General features: G+C 69.9%; 18 protein-coding genes and 1 pseudogene. 13 read left to right on the top strand and 6 right to left on the bottom strand.

Features of this window, described 5'->3' with window-relative positions:
- The first annotated feature begins 59 nt into the window (after positions 1–59).
- The 4 genes and pseudogenes from VF584_08170 to VF584_08155 all read left to right on the top strand — a co-directional run bounded on the left by VF584_08170 (position 60) and on the right by VF584_08155 (position 3,541).
- Positions 60–487: pseudogene (locus VF584_08170) on the top strand (transposase).
- 448 nt (positions 488–935) lie between these two features.
- On the top strand, positions 936–1,610 hold the full coding sequence (locus tag VF584_08165; GenBank protein HEX8210148.1) for a hypothetical protein: 675 nt from the start codon (positions 936–938) through the stop codon (positions 1,608–1,610).
- Positions 1,611–1,771: 161 nt separating this feature from the next.
- A complete protein-coding gene (locus tag VF584_08160) occupies positions 1,772–2,587 on the top strand; it encodes a class I SAM-dependent methyltransferase (GenBank protein HEX8210147.1) in 816 nt (271 codons plus the stop codon).
- A 198-nt stretch (positions 2,588–2,785) separates the two neighbouring features.
- A complete protein-coding gene (locus VF584_08155) occupies positions 2,786–3,541 on the top strand; it encodes a hypothetical protein (protein ID HEX8210146.1) in 756 nt (251 codons plus the stop codon).
- Positions 3,542–3,647: 106 nt separating this feature from the next.
- Here the strand turns inward: VF584_08155 and VF584_08150 are convergent, their stop codons facing one another.
- From VF584_08150 to VF584_08125, 6 genes are all read right to left on the bottom strand, one after another.
- Positions 3,648–4,757, bottom strand: coding sequence for a DUF1963 domain-containing protein (locus VF584_08150; GenBank protein HEX8210145.1), 1,110 nt, complete (start codon positions 4,755–4,757; stop codon positions 3,648–3,650).
- A 14-nt stretch (positions 4,758–4,771) separates the two neighbouring features.
- Positions 4,772–5,098, bottom strand: coding sequence for a hypothetical protein (locus VF584_08145; protein HEX8210144.1), 327 nt, complete (start codon positions 5,096–5,098; stop codon positions 4,772–4,774).
- A gap of 71 nt (positions 5,099–5,169) precedes the next feature.
- Positions 5,170–6,285 carry a DUF1963 domain-containing protein gene (locus VF584_08140; GenBank protein HEX8210143.1) on the bottom strand — a complete coding sequence of 372 codons (1,116 nt, stop codon included), beginning with the start codon at positions 6,283–6,285 and terminating at the stop codon, positions 5,170–5,172.
- A gap of 33 nt (positions 6,286–6,318) precedes the next feature.
- Positions 6,319–6,654 (bottom strand): hypothetical protein, encoded by a 336-nt coding sequence (locus VF584_08135; GenBank protein HEX8210142.1) that lies wholly within the window; start codon positions 6,652–6,654, stop codon positions 6,319–6,321.
- 105 nt (positions 6,655–6,759) lie between these two features.
- Entirely contained in the window at positions 6,760–7,053 is a 294-nt protein-coding gene (locus tag VF584_08130) for a hypothetical protein (GenBank protein ID HEX8210141.1), read from the bottom strand.
- Positions 7,054–7,474: 421 nt separating this feature from the next.
- Positions 7,475–8,356 (bottom strand): AraC family transcriptional regulator, encoded by an 882-nt coding sequence (locus tag VF584_08125; GenBank protein ID HEX8210140.1) that lies wholly within the window; start codon positions 8,354–8,356, stop codon positions 7,475–7,477.
- Between the two features lie 327 nt (positions 8,357–8,683).
- On the opposite strand from VF584_08125, the gene VF584_08120 reads away from it, so the two are divergent.
- The 9 genes from VF584_08120 (at position 8,684) to VF584_08080 (ending at position 23,253) form a co-directional block, all read left to right on the top strand.
- The gene (locus tag VF584_08120) at positions 8,684–10,198 is read left to right on the top strand and encodes a hypothetical protein (GenBank protein ID HEX8210139.1); all 1,515 of its coding nucleotides are present in this window, start codon (positions 8,684–8,686) and stop codon (positions 10,196–10,198) included.
- Positions 10,199–10,344: 146 nt separating this feature from the next.
- Positions 10,345–11,295 carry a CPBP family intramembrane glutamic endopeptidase gene (locus VF584_08115; GenBank protein ID HEX8210138.1) on the top strand — a complete coding sequence of 317 codons (951 nt, stop codon included), beginning with the start codon at positions 10,345–10,347 and terminating at the stop codon, positions 11,293–11,295.
- A complete protein-coding gene (locus VF584_08110) occupies positions 11,292–12,356 on the top strand; it encodes a Gfo/Idh/MocA family oxidoreductase (GenBank protein ID HEX8210137.1) in 1,065 nt (354 codons plus the stop codon). Before VF584_08115 ends, VF584_08110 begins: the two co-directional genes overlap by 4 nt.
- Before the next feature lie 183 nt (positions 12,357–12,539).
- A complete protein-coding gene (locus VF584_08105; protein ID HEX8210136.1) occupies positions 12,540–15,179 on the top strand; it encodes an ABC transporter permease in 2,640 nt (879 codons plus the stop codon).
- Positions 15,180–15,485: 306 nt separating this feature from the next.
- The gene (locus VF584_08100; GenBank protein ID HEX8210135.1) at positions 15,486–16,727 is read left to right on the top strand and encodes a kelch repeat-containing protein; all 1,242 of its coding nucleotides are present in this window, start codon (positions 15,486–15,488) and stop codon (positions 16,725–16,727) included.
- Positions 16,728–16,874: 147 nt separating this feature from the next.
- Positions 16,875–19,205, top strand: a complete 2,331-nt coding sequence (locus VF584_08095) for a TonB-dependent receptor (protein ID HEX8210134.1) — start codon at positions 16,875–16,877, stop codon at positions 19,203–19,205.
- Between the two features lie 194 nt (positions 19,206–19,399).
- Complete coding sequence (locus VF584_08090) at positions 19,400–21,973, top strand: TonB-dependent receptor (protein HEX8210133.1); 2,574 nt, start codon at positions 19,400–19,402, stop codon at positions 21,971–21,973.
- Positions 21,974–21,976: 3 nt separating this feature from the next.
- Positions 21,977–22,474 (top strand): sigma-70 family RNA polymerase sigma factor, encoded by a 498-nt coding sequence (locus VF584_08085; protein ID HEX8210132.1) that lies wholly within the window; start codon positions 21,977–21,979, stop codon positions 22,472–22,474.
- Positions 22,475–22,497: 23 nt separating this feature from the next.
- Positions 22,498–23,253, top strand: coding sequence for a zf-HC2 domain-containing protein (locus VF584_08080; protein HEX8210131.1), 756 nt, complete (start codon positions 22,498–22,500; stop codon positions 23,251–23,253).
- The last annotated feature ends 362 nt before the right edge of the window (positions 23,254–23,615 follow it).

Below are 23,615 nucleotides of genomic sequence, written 5' to 3'. Positions count from 1 at the left end.
GGCAAGCCTCTCACCTCGCTGGACGATAGTTGTCCGCTCCCTGGTAAGGCATAGTCTAGGACGGGCACAAGCGGAAGAAAGGCACCAAGGTGCATCTGGTCGTCGACACGTGGGTCACCTGCTGGCGCTCCACGTCACGCCGGCCAACGAACAGGACCGGGCGCAGGTCGAGCAACTCGCGGCCGCGGTGAAGGAGGCGACCGGCGAGTCCGTGGAGTTGGCCTACGTGGATTAGGGCTACACGGGCGAGTTGGCCGAGGCTTCGGCGGCCAAGCACGGCATCCAGCTCCAGGTGGTCAAGCACACCAAGGCGAAGAAGGGCGTCGTTCTCCTGCCCAGACGCTGGGGGGTTGAACGCAGCTTTGGCTGGATGAGCCGCTTCCGGCAGCTCGCGAAGAACTACGAGCGGCTGCCGGGGACCTTCGCCAGCCTTCATTACCTCGCCTTCGCCATGCTGATGCTCAGCAACTACCCCAAGCTCCGATGAGATTCAGAACAGGCTCTAACGAGACCGTCTGCGCGTAGGTAACCACGCAACTGTTCGGTGTCGTCCGAGGTTCTGAGCCCTCTCGCATAGATTGGCAATTGGATTGGCAACTTTGCCATTAGTCGGACAGAATTGCCAATTGCCAATCGAGACAGAATCGATGTCGCCCAACAAAGTTGGTTGTGCAACCCGGCGACCTCCGCTCCCAAGCGCAGCAGCACAGGATGCCCCATCAGGAGGTCGGGAACGGGCCACCTCCTGCGCGCCTCCTATGTCGCACAAATGTCGCATCTGGGGCGCTCTGTCCGCTACGCAGTTCACACGCCGATCTGAGAACGCAAGCATCTATGCGGGATTTTTCATCCGCCAGCAGCGGAAACAAATGTGCACGGCTTTTGCGTTGTGCGGGGGCCTTTCTGGGCACTTTCCCCCCTCCCGCGGTAATCCAGTGACAATCGAAGTCATTTCGTTCATCATCGGTGGAATCCTGATCGGCACCGCAATCGTGGGCGGTGGCTTCGAGATCAAGGAGATCAAGATGCCGCGCGTAGGCGCGGGCGTGCGGATCGTATCGCTCGTCGCCGGCAGCGGTTTTGTGCTGCTGGCAATGGGAATCTGGGGTGCGAACAATCCCCACCTGCTGGTGCAGCCCACTATGGGAAATGCATTCACCGCCGTGCAGCCGGCGACGAATGCAGCGGAGCCCGCCACGCAGGCCACTCCGGAGGCGCTGGAAGAAGCGGCACCTCAGGCGCCTGACGCCGCGGAAACCCAGCCCGAACCGGCATTCACCGGGTTCACGGGAGATACGAACCTCGGCTGGCAGGTAGAGGGCACGGACCACTACGCCTTTGCGCGCTTCGCCGGCATGAGCGGGACGATTCGGGTCGGGTGGGTCGATCCAAACTCTGGCGTCAACGAAGAGGTCATCCAGGACCTCGTTCTGCAGCAGGACGACGTGGGGATGGTGTTCTACCAGGGAGTGAATCCGCGCGACCCTTCGACAGATCAGCCGCGGCCGGACTACAGGCCCGATCACTTCCGCGTGGTCCAATCTGAGCAGGGGTGGACGATAGACCAGGTGTGCGATTCCGAGGCTTGCTGGTCCCTGACCATACGCTAGCTCTCCGCTCTACCTCTTTCGTGTGAGCCCGCCCACGGTTGAAAGGCCGGGGGGGCCCCGTGTATAGCGCGCCCATTGTCTACCCACGCGATCGCCTGTAGCCGCGGCCGCGCCCGGTGGCCTATCTTCCGGCTTCACCACTTTCGCTAGGAGGAACACCGGTGCACACCGCCGCTCGACTTTGCTGGGGCGCCCTCGCGGCGCTCTTTGCACTCCCCCTGGCGGCGCAGCAGCCGCCGGGGCTGGACGTACCCTACGTCGCGACGCCTTCCGAGGTAGTCGCGCGGATGCTCGCGCTCGCCAGGCCGACGCGCAACGACGTGCTGTACGACCTGGGCTCCGGGGACGGGCGCATCGTGATAGAGGCGGCGCGGCGCTTCGGCACTCGGGGGGTGGGGGTGGACCTGAACCCGGTGCGGGTGGAGGAGGCCACCGCAAATGCCCGTCGTGGCGGGGTGCAGAACCGGGTGCGCTTTCGCCAGCAGGACCTGTTCGAGACCGACCTTCGCTCGGCGAGCATCGTCACTCTGTACCTCCTCCCGCGCGTCAACCTGGAGCTCCGGCCGAAGCTGTTCGAGCAGCTGCGCCCCGGCACCCGGGTGGTGTCGCACGCCTTCGGCATGGGCGACTGGCGGCCGGACAGCGTGGCAGAGGTGAAGGTGAACCAGGGCATCGGCCGGGCGATGGTGTACGCCTGGACCATCCCGGCGAAGGTGGCGGGGAGGTGGGCGCTCACCACTCCGGAGGGACGCCGGGTTCCGCTGCAGCTCCGGCAGCGCTTCCAACGCTTCACCGGGCCGGGGGTGAGCGGCCGGCTGGCGGGGGAGCGGATCGACTTCACCCTGACGGAACGGGTGAACGGGAGGCCGGTGACCCGCCGCTTCTCCGGCCGTGTCACCGGCGGCGGGATGAGCGGGAGGGGCGCAGGCGGGGGAGCGTGGAGGGCCGTGAGGGTACCGCCGGGCGTTCCGCGTTGATTGAAGAATCCACGAGCCTGGCAGAAGGTGAGGCCGCGCGGGTGCACGGTCCCGCCGTACGGATGATGGCGGGGTGACGCCCTCGGCCGGACACGGGAGATCACCCCACGGCGGATGGGGCGATCTCCTCTAACTGTGGGGAGTTCCGCGGCGCATCATACCGGGAGATGGCCGTTCGTCCTCCACCCCGGAGCCGCGATGCGCCGCATCCACTTTTTCGAGATCGAGGACCAGTCGTGGTGCCCCGCCCCCATCCGCGACGCGGGGACGGACTTCCTGCAGTTTGCGCTGAAGACGGGAAAGAACTACGCCCCCGTCGCAACCTTGCTGACCGGCGTGCTGGCGCGGCTGGGCGAGCGGCGGGTAGTCGACATGGGCTCGGGCGGTGGCGGGCCCTGGCTGGGGCTGGTCGGCGAGGTGGACGCGGAGGTGACGTTCACGGACTGCTACCCCAATCTGGAAGCGTTCCGCCGCGCCCGATCGCAGTCGGGCGGGCGGCTGGGCTTCCACCCGGAGCCGGTGGACGCGGCGGTGATGCCGGCGGAGCTGCGGGGCTTCCGCACCATGTTCACCGCCTTTCACCATTCCACTCCCGCGGCCGCCCGCGCCATCCTGGCCGACGCGGTGCGAAACGGCCAGGGAATCGGCATCTTCGAAGTGACCGAGCGGAGCGCGCGCTGCATCGCCGCCATGCTCTTCTCGCCGCTCCTCGTCCTCGCCGCCACCCCCTTCATCCGCCCCTTCCGGTGGAGCCGTTTCCTCTGGACATACCTGGTCCCTCTGGTGCCGGCGCTGGTGCTGTGGGACGGCATCGTCTCCTGCCTGCGCAGCTACACCCCTGACGAGTTGCGCGCCCTCGCGGACGGGCTGGGCGACTACGACTGGGAAGCCGGCCAGCTCACCGGCCACGCCCCCATTCCCGTCACGTACCTGGTTGGCACCCCGCGCCGCTGAACGCGCTAACGGCGTTCTCCAGCCGTTCTCTCCGCTCCCGACCAGCGCCGAGCCACCAAGACGCTCCTGGTTCCGTAACCCTGCGGCCATCGCGCGCTTTGCCGCTTCACCACCCGGGATCGAAGTCCACCCATGCAAGGGTGATCGCATCGAAGTCGCGGGCGGCGAGGGCGTCACGACCGATCTGGATGTGCAGCGTGACCTCGAAGGAATTCCGCAGCAGAATCAGGTGCCGTGACTCCTTCGATGGCGTAGGATCGTCGCCCGACGTGGCGCGCCCGTAGCCGAGCAAGTTGTCGAAGTTCAACCGTGAGAAGTGATCGAGCGCGTCGTATTCGGCCCCTGGATCGGGGGTGATCTCCCCGCTCCACGGGCCGCTGTGGTATTCCGGCAGGTCGAGCGTCTCCTCGAACGTCAGGTGGCGCGGCGGGATGATGCCATTGCCGGCGGTCAGCTCCTCCGGCGGAGTGGTTGGCGCCAGCACCGAGACGTCAGGAAAGTAGATCGCCTTCGCGCCGATCGTGTCGGGGTTGTCATCGTCCTGGAAGGAGAAGAACGACAGCATCCCCGCCGCCGGAAGGTCTCGGGCAGCCTGCGTGTGCGCGATCTCGGCGAGGTTGACCTGCGCAAGGAACCCGGCGAGCCGTTCGATGCCCGTGGTGTCGTCGTTGTAGATGGCTCGGCAATCGCCGCCGCGAGGCCAGGGAAAACGAGGCGGCAGGTCGGGACGCCCCCCGACCCTGCTGGCACCGGCTGGGATCGCGGGGGCACCGCCGCTGCTCGTCTCCACTACCTCTGGCGCGGGCCGCACCAGGCGCAGAAGACGGCTGATGCCGCCGATCCCGCGGGCTTCGGCGCGGCCCTCGGCTTCCTCGGCGGTTCGCACGCCCGCCGCTTCGCCCTTCTTCATGCGCAACGCCGGACGCGCCAGGCGAAGGACGCTGTCCTTCAGGTCGGAGACGTTCGAGCCTGCCAGCCTCTCAAGTAGCCGAAATCCGGTGAGCTCCAGCCACTCCTCGGGCAGTCCGTCCGCCCGGGGGAAGTCGTCCGGCTCCATCGAGGCGGAAGCCCGGACGAACTCGCGGAGGAAGCGGGCGCGGTCCGGAGCGCGGCTCTCCAGCCAGTCCGCGTAGGCGAGCCTGGGAGCATCGTTCGGGAGGTCCTCGACGACCGCGGCGAGCCGGTCGCGCTCGCCTTCCAGGAGCTGCAAGGTCATGTGCTCACTCGCATTCACGTCTCGCGCGTTTCCGTGTGACGAACCGCCGCCGGCGGGCGCCCGATGTTGTCAGCCTCGCGCCATATCTCGGTACCTGGCGGGACGTCCTCTTTGCGCAGGCCCCTGAACAGGCACACCCGGCGCGGCTCCGGCGTAGGCGGTTGTCCGAACGCATGGAGTATCGAGAGTACCGCGTCCCGTCGCGAGCCATCTGGCCGCCGGAGCTCGACGTCTAGGTCGGCGGGCCCGGGAACCGCGGCGACTATGGGAACCGGGATGACGATCAGCCCCCTTCCCGCGACCTCGAAGCTTTCCTCGACGGTAAGCAGTTTCTCCTTCATCGGATCAGGGTGTCGGCGAGTGTTTGGGTATTCTGCGAACTCCGCGGATCCTACGCCGCGCCTCGCCGCCTTCACCAACCGGGATCGACATCCACCCATGCAAGGGTGAACCTGTCGAATCTGCGGGCGGCGAGAGCGTCACGATCGATCTGGATGTGCAGCGCGACCCCGTATACGGTACGAAGCAGGATCAGGTGCCGCGACTCCTTTGAAGGCGTCGGATCGTCGCCCGACGTGGCGCGCCCGTAGCCGAGCATGTTCTCGAAGTTCAGCTCGTTGAAGTACTCCAGCGCGTCGTAGCGGACCTTTGGATCAGGCGTGATTTCCCCGCTCCAGGGTCCGCTCCTGTACTCCGGAAGATCGAGCGTTTCCTCAAATGTCAGGCGCTGCGGCGGGATGAAGCCGTTCGTGGCGGCCAGCTCCTCCGGCGGCTCGGTCGGCACCAGCACCGCGGGGTCGGGAAAGTAGACCACCTTGGCACCGACCGTGTCGGGGTTGTTCTCATCGTCGTCCTGGAAAGCGAAGAACGAGAGCACTCCCGCGGAGGGGAGATCTCGGGCCGCCTGCGTGTGCGCGATCTCCGCGAGGTTGACCTGCGCAAGAAAGCCGGCCAGCGCGTCGTAGCCGGCTGTCTCTTCCGCATCCATGCCGCTGCAATCGCGGCCACGTGGCCAGGGGTAGTTGGGCGGCAGGTCGGGATGCCCCCCGATTCTGCTGGCCCCAACCGGGATCGCGGCGGGAACACCGCCGGTCGTCTCCACTACCTCTGGCGCGGGCCGCACCAGGCGAAGGAGACGGCTGATGATGCCGGTCCCGCCGACTTCGGCGCGGCGCTCGGCTTCCTCGGCGGTCCGCGCGCCCGCCGCGTCACCCAGCTTCATGCGCAACGCCGGCCGCGCCAGGCGAAGGACGCTGTCCTTCAGGTCGGGTACGTTGGAGTCCGAGAGCCGCTCGAGGAGCCGAAATCCGACGAGCTCCAGCCACTCCTCGGGCAGTCCGTCCGCCCGGGGGAAGTCGTCCGGCTCCATCGAGGCGGAAGCCCGGACGAACTCGCGGAGGAAGCGGGCCCGGTCCGGAGCGCGGCTCTCCAGCCAGTTCGCGTAGGCAAGTCTGGGAGCATCGTTCGGGAGGTCTCTTACGACCGCCACGAGCCAGTCGCGCTCGCCTTCCAGGAGCTGCAGTGTCATGTGCTCACTCGAACGGAGGGGGGAAGAAATCGGCTATGCGCTCCAGAGCCGCAACGCCACGAGCCCATCGCCCACCGCGGCACGCTGGGGCCGGACCAGTTGCAGCAGATGCCTCACCGCCACTTCGCTCTGGTGTCCGGAATGGGCATGAGCGGCACATCGGCTCCTGGCTGCACCTCGATCCGGTGCCGGATGTACGGGGTCCGGGTGGGCCCGCGCGATCTCCACGGCCCGGCCCACCATCGGGCGCAGCTCCAGGGGGTAGCGCTCCGGCTCCAGCCGCAGCTGCGGGATGATGCGGCGGCGGACCTCCAGATCCTCGTTGCCGACAAACTCGCGCAGCATCCGCCAGCGGATCTGCTGCCGCAACCCGTCGAGATCCTCCCCTCGCGGAGGGGCTGGGCGGCCACGGTCGGAAAGCGGCCAAGTGGGGGACTTTCCAGGTTCAGCACTGGACGTCGGGGGTCTCGCCCTCTACGACATCACCAGCATGTAAACCTCCACTACCTCTCCATCGCGCACGATCGCGTATCCGCCTTCTCCCGTTTCGCCCGCGAAGGGGATGCAGTACTCCCACAGCTCGGCCTCTCCGTGAAGGCCGGTGAGGAACTCCTCCCACCGCGCACCACCCGGCGGCCAGAACCACTCTGGGTCCATGAAGCCTTCGGCCCACTCCGGCAGCCGGGCCTCCACTTCCTCCAGCGTGGTTCGCCGCGTCAGCGCCCGCGTGTACCGCTCACGGTCGCTCTCGCGGATCTCGTCCGCCATCACTCGCTCCGAGACTCGTACATTCCGTTCTCGTTCGGGCGCGCTGCTGTCGCCGAAGCTCTCAATGCGAATCTCCATGGCGTGCCAGGGGCGTGTCTGAACCGGAGTACCCGCCACAACGAATGCCCAGGCCGTCCTGGACGCAATAGAATAGCCGCAGGGAGAGATAGTTCTTCCTTCATCGGATTGCAAAACACCCGTGGTCAGATAGGTGCCCGGCTTCTGCCGAACGGCTGATTGTAACGGCATCGGATGCTGCAGGCGACGTCGGCACTGACAAACGGTACGCCACCCCCGCGGGGGCTGCTCTCCTGAAAAGCTGGACATCGGTGTGAAACAGAGGACCCACGCCGGCTCAAACCGGGGTGGGGGCAGTTCTTTTTCGGTGATGCCAGAGTGCGGTTCAGCGCGCCTGCCCGGATCACTTCAGCGGCAGGTACAGGTCGGTGATGGCGGCGTGCTCTGGGACGTCGGGGAAGAACGTCACCCGCTGGCAGAAGAGAGGGAAGTCGCGAGGCTCCTCGCCGCTGGCGGGGAGCCAGTCGCGATAGAGAAAGAGCGCGGCCGGCTCCAGGTCGTCGGCCGAGCCCACGACGCAAAGAACCGCGCAGCGCCCGCCGGGGATCGAGCCCGCCTCGACGCCGTGGTCGTTCGCCGCGATCGGGCTGCCGGTCGCCGCGCAGAGGTCCAGGCGGTACTTCGCGGGGGCCGTGGTGCGGGGATCGTCGTGGAAGACGTTGAAAGTCGCGCTCACTTTCGGCGGCAGTGCGGCCGCCCTGCGCCACGCGATGAACCGCTGAATCGTCTCGCCGATTCGGGCGGGGTCGCCACGGTGCTGCATCACCGCCACGGGAGTCTCAGGGACCTCGCGGATGTTCACGTCGGCGGCGGAATAGTTCGCCATCAGCTTGCTCCTTGCTTGCGAGAGGGGTGCAAAGGCCTCGCGCCAGCGCTCCCAGTCGGGAGAGTTGCGGAAGGCGGAGGGGGTTTGGCCGATCCGGTCGCGAAAGGCCCGGGTGAACGCGTCCGACGCCTCGTAGCCGGCGTCCAGCGCGACCGCGGTGATGTTCGCGTCGTCCCTGAACGCCAGCCAGTACGATGCCCGCTTCATCCGCGCGAGCTGGACGTAGCGGTGCACGGTGATGCCGAAGGTCGCGGCGAACTGCCGGTGGAAGTGGTACTTCGAGAACGCCGCGACGCGCGCGAGTGCCGCCAGCCCCAGGTCGCCGTCGAGGTTCTGGTCGATGTGGTCCAGCACCCGCCGCATTCTCGCACGGTAGTTTACCAGCGCCGCTGTCGTCATCGCGTTCCTTTGTGGTGTTGCACGAATGTAGGCGGCGGGCCGGGGCCGCGCTCCACCGATCTTGCTGTTCTTTGCGACCTAGCGCAGCGCGGACCGCGCGCTGCCGCCGTTGTTCGTCCATCCGCCGAGGGGAGCGGGCGCCGCCCGGCCCGAACGTTCTTGTTGATTGTCGCCCGCCGGCGATGTACAGTGCGCAAGCGCGGCCCGGGGGAAGCTTGTGCGCGTACCCCACGCTCACGAGCCGCCACCGGCTGCTCCGCACCAGGCGCGGAGCACGAGCCCGCCTCCACCCCAGCGCCGCCCGCGCGGTGCGCCTCGGGAGTCGCCATGAAGAGTCTGCACCGGAAGAGCGCGCTCTGCATCGCCGCGATCGGAGTCGTGCTGAGCGCGAACGTGCATGTGTCCGCGGCCCAGGTGCCGGCGCGTCCCCGCGTCGCGCGCCCCCTTCCCGCGCCCGCCGCGGCGCCGGCGTCCGCGGCGCGAAAGGGGGAAGCGATGACCCCCATCCAGCGGCTCACGCGCAGCTTCGAGCGGTCGCGGCGGGCGGGCGGGTTCTACGGGTCGGTGATGCACTCCGCCGACCGGGTGCTCGCCGGCGAGCCGAACGCATCCGACCTCGACCGCGCCGTGCAGGAGGCGCTGGCGCGAAATCCCGCCTCCCGCGCCTCGCTCGCCCGCATGGTGGCGGACTACCGCGCCATCCCGGCGGAGGTGCGGTCCCGCGCCATGCCGGCCGAGCTCGCCCGCCTGGCACGCTCCACCCCCGTCACCCTGGCGGACGCGCGGCGCTTCTCCGCGGCCACTGGCCAGACGTCGATCATCATCCAGGGCGGACGTACATCCGCGGGGCGGCTGGGGGTGGGGCGCGTCGGCTCCACTGCCCGCGACCAGCGGTCCGGCGCGCCCCGCATCGACGCGGCGGGTGCGCGGCTGACGCCGGAAGGGACGCGCGTGGTGCTCCAGGGCTCCTTCCCGGGAAGCTCGCAGATCGCGCCGGTGTACCTGCGCCCGGCCGAGCGGCAGTCGCTCGCGGAAACGGGGTTCCAGACGGTGGACAACGAGCAGGTGATCGTGGTGCTGGGGCGGGTGGGCGAGGGGGGTTCCCGCGTGGAGGCGACGCTTCCGGTGGCGATCGCACCCGGCGCGTACGACGTGGCCGTGCGTGTGCCCCGCGCCGGAGCGGCGGAGCCCAGGAGCAACTGGAGCCGGCTGGAGCTCGCCCCCACCGCCTACAGCGTTCGGCTCCTCACCATCCGCTGCCTCGACGAGTCCGACCCCGAGACGCTTCTCTCCGGGCCCAACGTGACCGACGAGATCGTGCTGGGGTGGGCGGCGTTCGCGGACGCGGGGCCGGCGATGGTCGGCTCGACGACGGACTACGAGGGCTTCGACGACGGCGTCGTGGCGAACATCCGGGTGCATCCCAGCGACGAGGGCGGGATGTTCATGGCCGGCGGCGGGAGCGGCCAGGTGGAGCCTGGAATCGTGGCGAACCGGCTCTTCCTGGTGGTGCAGATGGACGAGTGGGACCACGGGGGGAGCGCGGTGGGCGGGTCGCCCATGGAGGCGTTCTTCGCGGACGTCGGCCGCGCGTCGCTGGATGAGCTGGACGTGGAGCAGTTCCTGGAGCGTCTGTCGCAGGCGCTGCACTGGTCGCTCGCCTGGCGCGGCGCGCGGGACTTCCTGGGCGAGGCGAAGCTCAGCTTTTCCGCCGGCGAGCTGCGGGAGTTGACGAACAACGCGGGACGGCGGCATCGCGGGGAGATGCGCTTCATGAACGACGACGACACGGGGAGCTACGTGGTCGAGTACGAGATCCGCCGGCACGACCCGCCGCGGTAGCCCCGGCGCTCGCTCGTCCCTGGCCCTCTCCCGGCACTTCTCCCTCGAGGTACCGGGAGAGCGGCGCTTCGGGACCCTCGTTTCCGGAGAGCGGGGACGCGCCGTAGATTGCGCGTCTCCATCCTCAGCGCCCGGACCCCGTCACCATGCGCCTCCAAGCCGATCCCCAGCGCGGGCGTCCCCTGCGCGCCCTGCTCCTGTACCTGCTGGCGGTGTTCGTGGGGGGCGCGCTTCTGGCGCCGTGGCTGTACCACGCGGTGCAGGCGCTGGCCGGCGAGCAGGGAACGCTGGCCAAGCTGGCGCGCATGCCGTTCGCCCGCTACGTGAACCGCGCGCTGCTGATCACGGCGCTCGTCGGGCTGCCGTTCTTCGTCCGCGCGGCGGGGATACGGCGCTGGGCGGACGTGGGGGTGGCGCCGGGGCTGGTGAGCTGGCGGAGGTTCGCGGCGGGGTTCGGGCTGGGGTTCGTGTCGCTCGCCATCGTCTGCGCGGTGGCGCTGGTGGCGGGCGGGCGGCTGCCGCGTGCGCGCACGCCGGGCGACCTGGCCGCGCAGTTCCTCGGCGCGCTGGCGACGGCGCTGGTGGTGGCGGTGATCGAGGAGCTGCTCTTTCGCGGCGCGTTCTTTGGCGGGTTGAAGCGGGCGGTGGGGTGGAAGCCGGCGCTCGCGGCCAGCAGCGTGCTGTACGGCATCGTCCACTTCATGGCCCGGCCCGAGAACCCGCCCGCGGTGGACTGGCTCTCGGGCCTGCGCGTGCTGCCGACGATGCTGGCGGGGATGACGGAGCTGCGCACGCTCGTCCCCGGATTTCTGAGCCTGGCGCTCGCGGGGGTCATCCTGGGGCTGGCGTTCCAGTGGACGGGGGAGCTCTCCGCCTCCATGGGCATCCACGCGGGGTGGATCTTCTGGCTGAAGTACTACGGCCTGATCACCAAGTCCGCCCCCGGCGCGGACGTGTGGTTCTGGGGCACGCGCAAGCTCACCGATGGATGGCTGGCGTTCGTCGCCATCGTCGTCGTGCTGGCGCTGCTGGGGCTCGCGGCGCGGCGCGGGGCCGCGGTGGAGCGCGCACCTCGAGGAATCATGGAGAGAGGATGACGGAGCCGATCCGGGTGGGGCTGATCGGGACCAGCGGCTGGTCCGAACGCATGTACCTGTCGTCGCTGGCCAGCGAGCCGCGCGCGCGGGTGGACGCCCTCTGCGGCCGGCGGGCGGAGCGGACGCGGGAGGTGGCCGAGCGCTTCGGCGTGGCGCGGAGCTACACCGATTTCCACGAGATGATCGCGCATGGAGGGCTCGACGCGGTGATCGTCGCGGCGCCGGACGACGAGCACCACGAGATGGCGCTCGCGGCGATCGACGCCGGGCTGCACGTGCTCTGCGAGAAGCCGCTGGCCCGCAGCGCAGCGCACGCGCACGAGATGTGGACGCGCGCCCGCGATGCCGGCGTGGTGCACATGACGCTGTTCACCTTTCGCTGGCTCCCCGCGCACCGGTTCCTGGGCGAGCTGGTGGCCGCCGGGCGCATCGGCGAGCCGCGCGGCTTCACCTTTCGCTTCGTGCACGGGCTGGGGGTGCGGGAGGACCTGCGCTGGCGCTCGGATCCCGCGCGGTCGGACGGGGTGCTCGCGGACCTGGGCTCGCACCTCTTCGACCTGGTGCACTGGTGGCTGGGGCCGGTCGCCGAGGTGAGCGCGGATCTGCACAGCTTCGGGACCGTTCATTCGGCGGGGCGCGCGGTGGCGAACGACTCCGCGGCGGTCTCGCTGCGGCTCGCCTCGGGCGCGCACGGCACGGTGCACCTGAGCAGCATCGCGCACGTGGACGATGAGATGCCCGGCCAGGAGTTCACGATCTTCGGCAGCGAGGGCACGCTGGAAGGGCGCCTGTCGCGGTCAGGCTCCGAGATCCGGCTGATCACGGCGGACGAGGGGTGGCGGCTGCTGCCGATACCGGAGCGCCTCTTCGGCGGGTCGCCGCTCGACCAGCCGTTGAAGGTGTTCACGAGCGGCAGCGCCGGGCCGCGGGCGTGGATCGACGCGATCATCGATGGGCGGGCCGTGTCGCCCGACTTCGAGGATGGCTGGCGGGCGCAGCGCGTGATCGACGCCGCGCTGGAGTCCGCGCGCAGCCGGTGCTGGGTCGAGATCAACAGATAGTCTCACACAGAGACACAGAGGGAACAGCAAGAACGGCAAAGGGCTTCTCTGTGGCCTTGCCGTTCCTTCTGTGTTCTCTGTGTGATGCTTTTCTTCCGTTCCTATTGACAACTACAGAAGAGACGCGCACTCTTCCTATCGACAGCTACAGGACACCCGCCCCGCCCTTCGCAATCCGACCCAATGAAATCCATCATCGCCCGGCTGCGCCTGCTCCGCCGCAGCGAGGCCGAGGAGCGCATGGAGGACGAGATGCGCTTCCACCTGGAGATGGAAACGGAGAAGCTCATCCGCGGGGGGCTGAGCCCCGCGGAGGCGCGGCGCAGGGCGCGGGTGGCGTTCGGCGGGGTGGAGGGGCACAAGGAGGCGATGCGCGACGGGCGCACCTTTGCCTGGATGGGCACCCTGTCGCTCGATGCGCGGCTCGGGCTGCGGCTGCTGATGCGGCACCGGGGGCTGGCCCTCATCGGCGGCTTCGCGATGGCGATGGCGATCGCGGTGGGCTCCGTGGCCTTCGAGACCCTTTCGCAGGTGCTGCGCGGCACGCTGCCGCTGGACGAGGGGCATCGCGTGGTCTCGGTGCAGCTCTCCACCGACCAGCCAGGGGAGCTCCAGCGGAAGGTGCTGCACGACTTCGCGGAGTGGCGCGGCCGGCTGCGCACGGTGCGGGAGCTGGCCGCTTTCCGCACCGTGGCGCACAACCTGGCGTCGGAGGAGGGCGACCCTCTTCCCGTGGCGGTGGCGGAGATGACCGCATCGGGGTTCCGCGTGGCCCGCACGCCGCCGCTGCTGGGGCGCTACCTGGTGCCGGAGGACGAGCGCCCCGGCGCGCCCGCGGTTGTGGTGATCGGCCACGAGGCGTGGCGCACGCGCTTCGATGCCGACCCGCGCATCGTGGGGCGCACCGTGCGGCTGGGCGCCACGCTGCACGTGGTGGCGGGGGTGATGCCGGAGGGCTTCCGCTTCCCCGTCAACCACCAGTACTGGGTGCCGCTGCGCGAGAGCCCGCTGGCGCACGCGCGGCTGGAGGGGCCCGCGCTGTGGGTGTTCGGGCGGCTGGCGCCCGGCGCGTCGCTCGGCGAAGCACGGGCCGAGCTGGAGACGGTGGGGCGGCGCACGGCGGCGGCGCACCCCAAGTTGTACGACCGGCTCCGGCTTTCGGCGGTTCCCTACACCTACGACCACCTGAACCTGCAGAGCCCCACGCTGCGGCTGGTGCTGCGCGCGGTGCAGCTGCTGGTGGGCGGGCTGCTGGTGGTGGTGGCGGTGAACCTGGCCGTGCTCCTGTACGCCCGCACCGTGTCGCGCCTGGGCGAGATCGCCGTGCGCAGCGCGCTGGGCGCCAGCCGGCGGCGCATCCTGGGGCAGCTCTTCATGGAGGCGCTCGCCCATTCGGTGCTGGGCGCGCTGCTGGGGCTGGTGGTGGCGAACGCGGTGCTCGGGATGATGCGAGGGTGGGTCGCCGAGGCGGGAGCGAACGGCGTTCCGTTCTGGCTGCACCTGCGGCTGTCGCCCGCCACGGTGGCGTACGCGCTGGGGCTGGCCGTGGTGGCCGCATTCATCATGGGCGTGCTCCCCGGCCTCAAGGCCACCGGCGCCGGGATGCAGGCCAGCCTGCGTGAGCTGCGCTCCGGTCCGCGCTTGGGCCCCGTGTGGAGCGGACTGATCGTGGCGCAGGTGGCGTTCGCGATCGCCGTGCTGCCCCCCGCCGTCTTCGCCGTGTGGCAGATCCTGCGGATGGAGACGGCCGAGATCGGGTTCGCGCCGGACGAGTTCGTGGTGGGGCCGGTGGAGCTGGGCGAGCCGCCCGCCGGGCTGGATTCGGCCGGGGTGGCGGCGCGCGCCGCTTCGCGGCAGACGGCGCTGGTGGCGCGCCTGGCGGCGGAGCCCGGCGTCACCGCCGTCGCCCTGTCGTCCTTTGTCCCCGGCCTGGATGAGCCCTCCCAGGGCGTGGAGATCGCCGGCGCCGCCGGGCCGCGGGAGAGCGCGAGCGCCATCCGCACGACGCCGGAGCTGTTCGGCGCGTACGGCGCGCGCATCGCCGAGGGGCGTGCGCTGGCGGAGGGCGACGCGGGTGCCGCGTCCGGCGCCGTGGTCGTCAACCGCACATTCGTGCGGCGCCACCTGGGGAACCGCGGCGCGGTGGGCCAGCGGCTGCGCTACACGGAGACAGACGGGCCGGGCCGCTGGTACGAGATCGTAGGCGTGGTGGAGGACTTCCCCGCGGTGCCGCTCGTGATCACGTCGGCCAACGGGGTGGCCAACGTGTACCACGCCGCGCTGCCGGGCGACATCCCGGACGCTACCCTCTCCGTGCGACTGCGCGGCGGGGTCCCCGCGGGTTTCGTGAAGCGCGTGCAGAAGCTGGGCGTGGAGGTCGATCCCGAGCTGCAGCTGGGCGTGCAGCCGCTGGCGGAGGTGTACGATGGGCTCCGCCGCTTCTCGCGCTTCATGGCCTGGGCGCTCGCGCTGGTCACGGGGAGCGTGCTCCTCCTTTCCGCGGCGGGAATCTACGCGCTGATGTCGTTCACGGTGGTCCAGCGCACGCGCGAGATCGGCATCCGCACCGCGCTGGGGGCGCAGCCGCGGCGCATCGTGGCGAACATCTTTGCGCCGGTGGGGCGCAGGCTGGCGGTCGGGGTAGCGATCGGGTCGGTGCTGGCGGGCGCCATCAGCGTGGGCGCCGGTACGAGCGTCGGGCGAGCCGCGCCGCTGATGGCCGCCGTGTGCGCCATCATGCTGGCCGTGGGGCTGCTGGCGGCGCTGGGGCCGGCGCGGCGCGGTCTGCGCATCCAGCCCATGGAGGCGCTGCGGGAGGCCTGAGAGACGGCGCATCACGCGGAGCCGCAAAGGGAAACGGAGAGAACTGAAGGCACGGTTCTCTCCGTTTTCCGTTGTCGGACGCCGGGCGCCGGCATCGGCGCGGGACCCGCAACAGCCTACTTGCGCGCCCAAAAAAGGCCACGTATACATTGGAAGCATACACACGCGCGTTCTCACCCGCTGTCAGAACTCAGCCGGTCTGCGCGTCTTACGTAAATCGCCAGCCGCACCACGAGGAACGTGCCGGTGACGTGGTATCCCCTATGGCGTGACCTTCCGAATCGATCCTTCCGCTGGAGAGTGCGTATGAGACGGGCGATCGCGCGGGCGGCTGTATTGGTGTCGGCGGCCGCCCTCCTGGCCTGCGGCAAAGACCCGGTCGAACAGGGCGGCGGTGATCCGAAGCTCGCGCTTTCCGCGGACAGCGTCACCGTGGACGTAGGCACTTCCGCCTCGGTAGCCGCCACGGTGCTCAACACCAGCGAGCCGGCACAGTTCGTCTCTCGCGACCCGGGTGTGGCTACCGTGAATGGCAACGGCGCCATCAACGGCGTCGCGGTCGGCTCCACGTACGTGGTCGCCACGCTCGCCAACAATGCGAACGTGCGCGACTCCGTTCTCGTTCGCGTGCGGGTCCCAATCGACGGCGAGTGGGGGACCCGGGCCAATCTGCTCATAAACAACTCCGAGTTCGCCCTCGCCGAAGCGAACGGCAAGCTCTACGTCCTTGGCGGGTATCCCCCTATGCAGGGCCCCAACAGGACATCCGACGCGGTGCAGGTCTACGACATCGCGAGCGACCGCTGGCAGCTCGGACCGCCGCTCCCACAGCCCAACAACCACGGGATGGCGGCCTCCGTCAACGGCAAGATCTACCTGCTCGGCGGCCAGTACACGGACGATCAGCAGGGCGCCACGGCCGTCAACTCGGTGTGGGAGCTGAACCCCGCGACGGGTGCATGGGTCGCGAAGGCGCCGATGCCCACCGCGCGCAGCGGAGGGGTGGCCGTCGCGCACGCCGGCAAGATCTACGTCGCCGGGGGACGCGTGCCGCGCGGAAACGACTTCGCCGTCTACGACCCGGCGGCCGACCGGTGGGAGGTGCTTCCGGATCTGCCCTCACAGCGCAATCACATCGCCGGTGCCGCGCTCAACGGCCGCATTCACATCGTCGGCGGGCGTCTCGGCAACGGGTTGTCGCCCCTCAAGTCGACCGCGCACGAAGTCTTCGACCCACAGGCGCGGAGCTGGACGACCGCGGCCCCCATGCTCAGCGGCCGCAGCGGGATCAACGGCGTCGTGGCCCGGGGCTGCTTCCACGTCTGGGGCGGCGAATCGCCGAGCGGCATGTCGCCCCAGCATGAGTACTACGATCCTCGGACGAACCAGTGGGTGAGCCTTCGCAACATGGAGATCCCCATTCACGGGGTGGTGGGGTCGGCTTTCGTGGACGGTCTGATCTGGGTAACCGGCGGCGGCACCAACGTCGGCGGCGGCTTCGGAAGCCTGCACAACCAGACCTACCGGCCGATCGTGAGCTGCGAATGACGCGGGTCGGTGCGGGACCGGTGGCGGCCTTCATCCTGGACCGCCTGCCGGCCCCCACGCCCGCCGCCCGCGGGCGCTGAGCGGCTCATGTTGCGCATGCATGCGCGAGCGGCAGCGATCGCCGCTGGGTGCACTGCCCTGGGCGCCATGCTCACGCCGGCGGCGGCGCAGCACGAAGGTCACGGCGTTCCGGCAGGCGGCGCGCAGGTGGTGCTGACGGGAAGGGCCTCCTGCGCGGATGGCGCGCCGTCGGGCGGCGCCGTCGTACGGCTCTTCCACGGCAACGGCCCCGGCCGTCATCTCATGGCGACGTCGGCGGCCGATGCCACGGGCCGCTTCGCCGTCCGCGCCGGTGCCGGCACGTACACGCTGGAGATCGGCTACCCGGGGCAGGAGCCGCACCGCCAGCAGGCGACCGTCGCCAACGCTCCCGTGCGCGTGGGCAACGTGCGCGTCCGGTGCGGTCCGCTGGGGCTGGATACGCTGACGGTGAGGGCGGAGCGCGACGCGGTCCAGCTGCGCAGCGGCGCCACCGTCGTGGACGCGCGCGCGTCCGCCGCGGCGGGCGGCAGCATCGCGGAGCTCCTGCGCACGGTGCCCGGCGTCGAGCTGGATGCGGAGGGGCGGATCGGCATGCGCGGCAGCACCGGCGTGCTCGTGCTGATGAATGGGCGGCGCATCCCGCTGACCGGGGAGGCGCTCGCCGCCTTTCTGCGCCAGATGCCGGCGACGGCGCTGGAACGCATCGAGGCCGGCACCGCCGCGTCCGCGCGGCAGGACGCGAACGGCGCCGCCGGTGTGGTGAACCTCGTCTTTCGCGACGATGCCGCGCGACGCACCGGGATGCGATCACTGGCGGGCTCCATGGCGACCGACGATCACTACATGGGCTCCGCCGCCGCCACGGGCAACGTGGGCGACGTTCTGAACCTGGATGCGATGTACTCCGTCTCCGGCATGCGGCCGCGTACGGACTCCAGGACGGCGCGCTGGAGCCTCGTGCCGGGGGACCTGCCTCTCCAGACGGATCAGGACAGCCGCGCGCGGGAGAAGCACCGCCTGCACTCCATCATGGCGGGCGCAGCCGTTGCGCCGTCGCCAAGCACGTCGCTGGCGCTGCGCGGCGCGTATTCCTGGATGGAAGGCGCGAATCGCGGCAGCTCTGCGTTCCTGTACACGAATGCGGCGGGCAACACGGGCACGAGCACCACTGGCAGCCTGCTGGAGCACACGATCCCGTCAGGCGAGCTGAGCGCCGTCGCAAGCGTCGACCGAGGGCGCGTCCGTTTCGCTTCAGAGGTGCGTGCCAGCTTCGTGAGTGAGGATTTCCGCGGCGTCTACGATGATGTGGGTGCGGGCTTCCGCTACCTGACCACCGCCATGGATTCGCGGCAGCGTGAGCACGTCCTGCGGAACGACCTCGGCCTGCGCTTCCCGGGCATCGCTCTGGACGTGGGGCAGGAATCGCGGTTCCGCACCATCACCACCGCGCACGATGCGACGCACCTCGACGCGACCGTGTCGCAGGCCTACCGCTACGAGACGGATGTGCATGCCGGCTACCTCGCCGCGCACGGCTCCATCGGCGGCGTGCGCGCGGAGGCGGGGCTGCGGGTGGAGGCGGACCGGACCCGCATCCGGCTCGAAACAGCCAGCGCGCGGACGGCCGTGCGCCTCTTCCCCAGCATCAGGGGTGAATGGACCGACGCGCGTCGTGCTCTCGTGTATCGGCTCGCGTACGGCCGCCGCATCAACCGGCCGGGACCGGAGATGCTGAACCCGTTCTCCATGGGTGGGGAGGACATGGACGAGATCATCGGCAACCCGTCGCTGTCGCCGGACGTCACGGACCAGGTGGAATTCGGCGTGGAGCGGCACCGCCCTCGCCTGACGCTGCAGCTGACGCCGTTTCTGCGCTGGACACGGGACCCGATCCGCCCGCTCATGGCGGCGACGGCGAGAGGCGGCTCGACCACCACGCTGGAGAACCTGACGCGGGCGCGGGCCACCGGCGCCGACGGCAGCGTGCGCGCACGGCCGACGGACGGCACCGTCGTAACGCTGGCGGGGAGCGTCGCCCGCATGGAGACGACGGGCGACGCGTTCAGCAGCAGCGGCGTCTACGCCACGGCGCGGCTTACCGTCGACCTGCGGGTGGCCGAGAACACCACGGTGCAGCTCTACGCATACCGCCGGAGCGCACAGGCCATCGAACAGGGCGAGATCCTGCCGGCGTTCACCAGTGAGCTGGCGCTGACGCAGCGGCTCGCCGGCGACCGGGCGCGCGTGACGCTGCGCCTCAACGACCCGTTGCGCGGCGACCGCCTCGCGTTCCGTGTCGCAGACGCAGCCTTTACGCAGGAGAGCCGCCGGCGCACCGCACGGCCGCTGCTGTCGCTGTTCGCGTCGTACGCGGTGGGCGGCGCGCCGCGTGACGATGCACCGGCCCGAACCGAAGGTCCCGCCCGGATCTTCTGAAAAGCATCGCACAGAGACACGGAGGGAACGGAAAGGCGACGGGAAACCCCTTCTGCTTTTCTCACCACACGGTCACGCTGTGCATGCATCGAGCTTCGTCGTCACGCCCGGCTATTGTAATAAAACAGCCCGCCCGCACATCTTCTCTGACGCGGGCTGCTCCTCTTCCGCTCACCCGCCCGGCACGAACGTCCATGAACACTGACCGATCACGAGCTCGGCTCGTCCACGCTCTGGCGGCCGTCGCGATGCTCCTGCTGGTTGCCCCTGCGGCGCGCGGACAGCGGCCGGCGGTGCCTGGTTCCATCTCGGGGATCGTGGTGGACTCGGAGACGATGCAGCCGCTGACCTCCGTGCGGGTGATTCTGCAGCCGGCACCCGCCGGGATCTTCCTCGAGCAGGGGGACAACCCGGTCCCTTTCGGCAAGGAAGCCCGGGTGGTCATCACCGACAGCGCCGGGCTGTACCGGTTGGGCACCCTCCAGGCGGGGAACTACCGCCTCCACGCGCGAGCCATGGGGTACCGGCCGGTGACCGTGGACCTGCGCATCAGCGAGTCGCACGAATCGCAGCTCTCCGTCGGAATGCTGGTGCAGCCGATCCGCCTGGAACCGGTGGTGGCCCATACGGCCGCCGTCCACGCGGACCGCTCCTTCGCCGGCACCCGGGCCGCAGACCGCGAAGACCCCCGGCGCGTGCTGGCCGAGCGGGCGCGGCAGGACCGCTTCCTGACCAGCGACACCCGCGCGATCACAAGTGCCGACGTACAGGAAGCGCTCACCCTGGGAGAAGCAGACCTGTTCCGCGCGCTCCAGCGCTTCCCCGGGGTGGAAACCCGTGACGACTACACGGCCGAGCTGTGGGTCCGCGGCGCGTCGTGGGACCAGACGGCGGTCTTCTTCGACGGAGTACCCCTCTTCAATCCCCTGCACGGTGCGGGGCTGTTCTCGGCCGTCAACACGGACGCGGTCGGGGCAGCCTTCCTCCACGCCGGAGTCCAGCCGACGGAGCTGCGCAGCGGAGGCGCGGCGGTGGTGGCGTTGCGCTCGCGCGCCGGGGGGGCGCCGGGCCGTCGAGCAGCGGCGGAACTGTCGCTGGTGAGCGGGAGGATCGTGGCCGACGGGCGCACACGGGGCGGGCGTGTGGGGTGGATGGTGGCGGGGCGGCGCACGTACGCGGACCTCCTCCCCGCGGGCGTCTCCACCGCGCTCGGAGCCGGGCTGGATCGCATCCCGTACTCCTTTCGGGATGTGGCCGGACGCGTGGATGCGCACCTGGGTCGTGGGACGCGGATCGAGGCGAGCGGGATCCACGAGGCGGACCGGTTGAGCGGCGACATCGGTGCGCTCGTCACCGCCACCGATGCGCGCTGGGGGAGCAACGCGGGGCAACTCTCGCTTCACCACACCTTTGGAGCTGGGACGCTGCGCCACTCCGTGGGGTCCAGTCGGTTCGCGGCGCACGCGGACGCGCGGGAGCCACTCCCCACGATCTCCACCTGCCCCTCCTGCCCCGGGAGCTACTACCCCACGCGCGGGCCGTTCCGCGGGCAACCCGTCGACAATGCAGTGGCTTACGCCTTCGCGAGCGGCACCTGGGAATCCACGCACCCGTCGGACAGCGTGCGCTGGGCCGTGGGCTACCGTGCCGTGAGGCAGGAGGCCCGGTATGGCACCACGGGGCTGTGGCCGTACCGATCCACGGGGCGAGAGGGGACGCGCGCGGACCGCGACCTCGCCTATCTTGTGTTGTGGGGGGAGCGCGCCTGGCACCCGTCGCCGGCAATGGCGCTGGAGAGCGGGGTGCGCGCCGAGGTTGGGGGACGGATCGCCGGCGCCCAGCCAGTGCGCCTGGCACCTCACCTGGCACTCCGCTACCGGGCGGGCGCGGGAACGAGCGTGTCGGCGGGCGTCGCGCGCAGCTTCCAGTATGCCCAGGCAGTCGTGCCGGCGGGCCCCGGCTATCACCCCGTCGCGACTTCGCACCTGTTCTGGACACTCGCGGACGAAGATTCCCCGCTCTTACGCGCGGACGTGGCGAGCCTGGGGATCGAGCAATGGATCGGGGGCGCCACCCTCCTCTCCGCGGCGACATACCTCCGCCACACGAGCGGTGTCGCCACGCCCGATCCGACCCCCGGCTGGATGACCGACCGCCCGCTTTTCGTGGCGACGCAAGGCGAGGCCCGCGGGGTGGACCTTTCAGTACGCCGGCTTCTGGGGAGATGGACGGGTGGAGTGTCGTACGCGTACAACGACGCGGAGATGGAATCACTCGGCTACCGGTACCCGGCACCCACCAGCCGGCGCCATGCGCTGGACCTGACATCCGCGGTTCGCGTTACACGAGCGCTGCGGGTGGGCGGCGCGTACAAGATGGCCAGCGGCGCGGCATTCACACGCTACGACTCCGCCCTGCGGGAGTGCGCCAGGCCGGACGACCAGGCGAGCTGCCGCTACCTTACCTACGCGCGGGAGCCGGGGGCGGAGCGCGCGCCCGCGTACCGCAGCGCGGACCTGCTGCTGGACTGGAACGGCACAGTGGGCGGGTGGCAGGTGGGCGCCTTCGCGCAGCTGCACAACGTGCTCGGTGCCCGCAACCGCGCCGCGTACCAGTCCAGCCGCACGGTGTGCCGCACGCCATCATCGGGCGCCCTCTGCGGCGATCCTATCCTGGACCCCCTGCCCGAGTCGTTCGACGCAGAGAACAACCTGTACCTGCCGGGGCTTCCGAGAGTCCCGACGGTGGGTCTGCGAGTCGTGTTCTGACGCGTGGATCTGGAACGCCTTTACCGGGAGCACTCCGTGCAGTTGTTGCGCTACCTGCAGCGCCTGAGCGGCGACCCCGAACTGGCGGCCGACGCGGTGCAGGAAACCTTTATGCGCCTGGCCAATCGTCCTCCCGAGGGTGGGGCTGTGCGGGCGTGGCTGTACCGGGTGGGGACAAATGTCGTGATCGACTCCAGCCGCACACATCGCCGGAGGCTGCGGATCCTGGCGGGCTCGCCAGAGTGCGCGCCCCTGGCGGACCCGCCCCTCGACCCCGAAGCGGCTCTGGATCGCGAGGAGCGGCGGCGCGAGGTGCAGGCGGCACTGGCGGCGCTGAGCGCGCGTGACCGCACCGTGCTGCTGATGCGAGCCGAGGGATTCGCACACCGGGAGATCGCAGCCACCATTGGTGTTTCCACCCAGTCGGTGGGCTCCATCACCCTCCGCGCCATGAAGAAGCTGGCAGCGGCCCTGGGTGTGAAGGGCCACCCCGAGCCATGACGCGAACGCCAGAGGAGGCACACATGAGTGCCGAAGTGCTGATCCGATTCGTGGACGGTGAGGGTTTACCCGAGGAACGGACCCGTATTCGGCGACACCTGCGCCGCTGCCGGCCCTGCCTGCAGCTCACGCGCGATCTCCGCGGCACCACGCGCGAGCTGGAACTCCGCTTTGCCGAGCTGGACGATGCGGCGGCAGCGGCATCCCTACCCTCGTCGTTCCAGGCGGTCCAGCGCCTGAGTGCTGCCCGATCGCGCGCGCACGCGCCCCGAATGCTGCCGCGAGCCGCGGCGGTGCTGGCCCTGGCGGCGATAGGTGCTGCCGCGGCATCTCCGCTCCGCTCGCGGGTGCTCGGCTGGCTTGCCGGGGAAGGCGGGGCGGCCACGGTCTCGGTGCCCCGGTCGCCCCCGCCCCCATCACGCCCGGCTCCCGTGGCCGTTCCCGATGAATACCGCTTCATTCCCGAGGGCGAGACGTTCATCGTGCACTTCAACGGCGCGCAGGATGAGAGCTCCCTTACCCTACGCGTGGCGGAGGGACAGGAAGCGGTCCTCCAGATGGCAGCCGCGGCCTCGGCGCACCCCGCCGTGTTCGTGATGCCGAATGGGGTGAGGATCGGCGCGGCCGGTGCCGGCGGGGTGAGGTACGGCATTACCGTTCCGCCCAGCGTCCGCACAATCGTGCTGCGCACCGGGGAGGGCGAGCCGCCGACCACCCTGTCCGCCCGCACGGTTCGCGAGCGCGGCGAGGCATGGATCAGGCTCGGCCGCAAACAATGAGGAACGGAGCGGCCGTCAGGTAGGGCAAGCGCGACTTCTCTTCGCAGGGCCGTGTATCAGATGTGCAACGCTTGCGTGCATGCAGAAACGGCTGGTCTCACGCAGAGGCGCAGAGACGCGGAGAGAACTACACGAGTAGGCATCACACAGAGACACAGAGGCAAAGGCGAGGGCACAGATTACTTCTTTGGCTGTTCTTTCTGTTCCCTCCGTGTCTCTGTGTAGGGGTTCGACAGCGCCTGCTGACACGCGCGCGTAACTGCTTGTGTTAGATGGAGATGCAACAAAGCCGCCCCGGGCGCATGTACAACGCGCCTGGAGCGGCCTCAGGTGGGTTAACCCGTTACCCTGTTGTCGCTTGC

The organism is Longimicrobium sp., from assembly GCA_036389135.1.
GTDB lineage: Bacteria > Gemmatimonadota > Gemmatimonadetes > Longimicrobiales > Longimicrobiaceae > Longimicrobium.
This window is presented reverse-complemented; position numbering and strand designations above follow the sequence as displayed.

Excerpts from the sequence above, each read along its gene's own strand:
- VF584_08155 (HEX8210146.1), top strand. The coding sequence starts at position 2,786 with ATGCGCCGCATCCACTTTTTCGAGATCGAGGACCAGTCGTGGTGCCCC.
- VF584_08150 (HEX8210145.1), bottom strand. The coding sequence starts at position 4,757 with ATGACCTTGCAGCTCCTGGAAGGCGAGCGCGACCGGCTCGCCGCGGTC.
- VF584_08145 (HEX8210144.1), bottom strand. The coding sequence starts at position 5,098 with ATGAAGGAGAAACTGCTTACCGTCGAGGAAAGCTTCGAGGTCGCGGGA.
- VF584_08140 (HEX8210143.1), bottom strand. The coding sequence starts at position 6,285 with ATGACACTGCAGCTCCTGGAAGGCGAGCGCGACTGGCTCGTGGCGGTC.
- VF584_08130 (HEX8210141.1), bottom strand. The coding sequence starts at position 7,053 with ATGGCGGACGAGATCCGCGAGAGCGACCGTGAGCGGTACACGCGGGCG.
- VF584_08125 (HEX8210140.1), bottom strand. The coding sequence starts at position 8,356 with ATGACGACAGCGGCGCTGGTAAACTACCGTGCGAGAATGCGGCGGGTG.
- VF584_08120 (HEX8210139.1), top strand. The coding sequence starts at position 8,684 with ATGAAGAGTCTGCACCGGAAGAGCGCGCTCTGCATCGCCGCGATCGGA.
- VF584_08115 (HEX8210138.1), top strand. The coding sequence starts at position 10,345 with ATGCGCCTCCAAGCCGATCCCCAGCGCGGGCGTCCCCTGCGCGCCCTG.
- VF584_08110 (HEX8210137.1), top strand. The coding sequence starts at position 11,292 with ATGACGGAGCCGATCCGGGTGGGGCTGATCGGGACCAGCGGCTGGTCC.
- VF584_08105 (HEX8210136.1), top strand. The coding sequence starts at position 12,540 with ATGAAATCCATCATCGCCCGGCTGCGCCTGCTCCGCCGCAGCGAGGCC.
- VF584_08100 (HEX8210135.1), top strand. The coding sequence starts at position 15,486 with ATGAGACGGGCGATCGCGCGGGCGGCTGTATTGGTGTCGGCGGCCGCC.
- VF584_08095 (HEX8210134.1), top strand. The coding sequence starts at position 16,875 with ATGCTCACGCCGGCGGCGGCGCAGCACGAAGGTCACGGCGTTCCGGCA.
- VF584_08090 (HEX8210133.1), top strand. The coding sequence starts at position 19,400 with ATGAACACTGACCGATCACGAGCTCGGCTCGTCCACGCTCTGGCGGCC.
- VF584_08080 (HEX8210131.1), top strand. The coding sequence starts at position 22,498 with ATGAGTGCCGAAGTGCTGATCCGATTCGTGGACGGTGAGGGTTTACCC.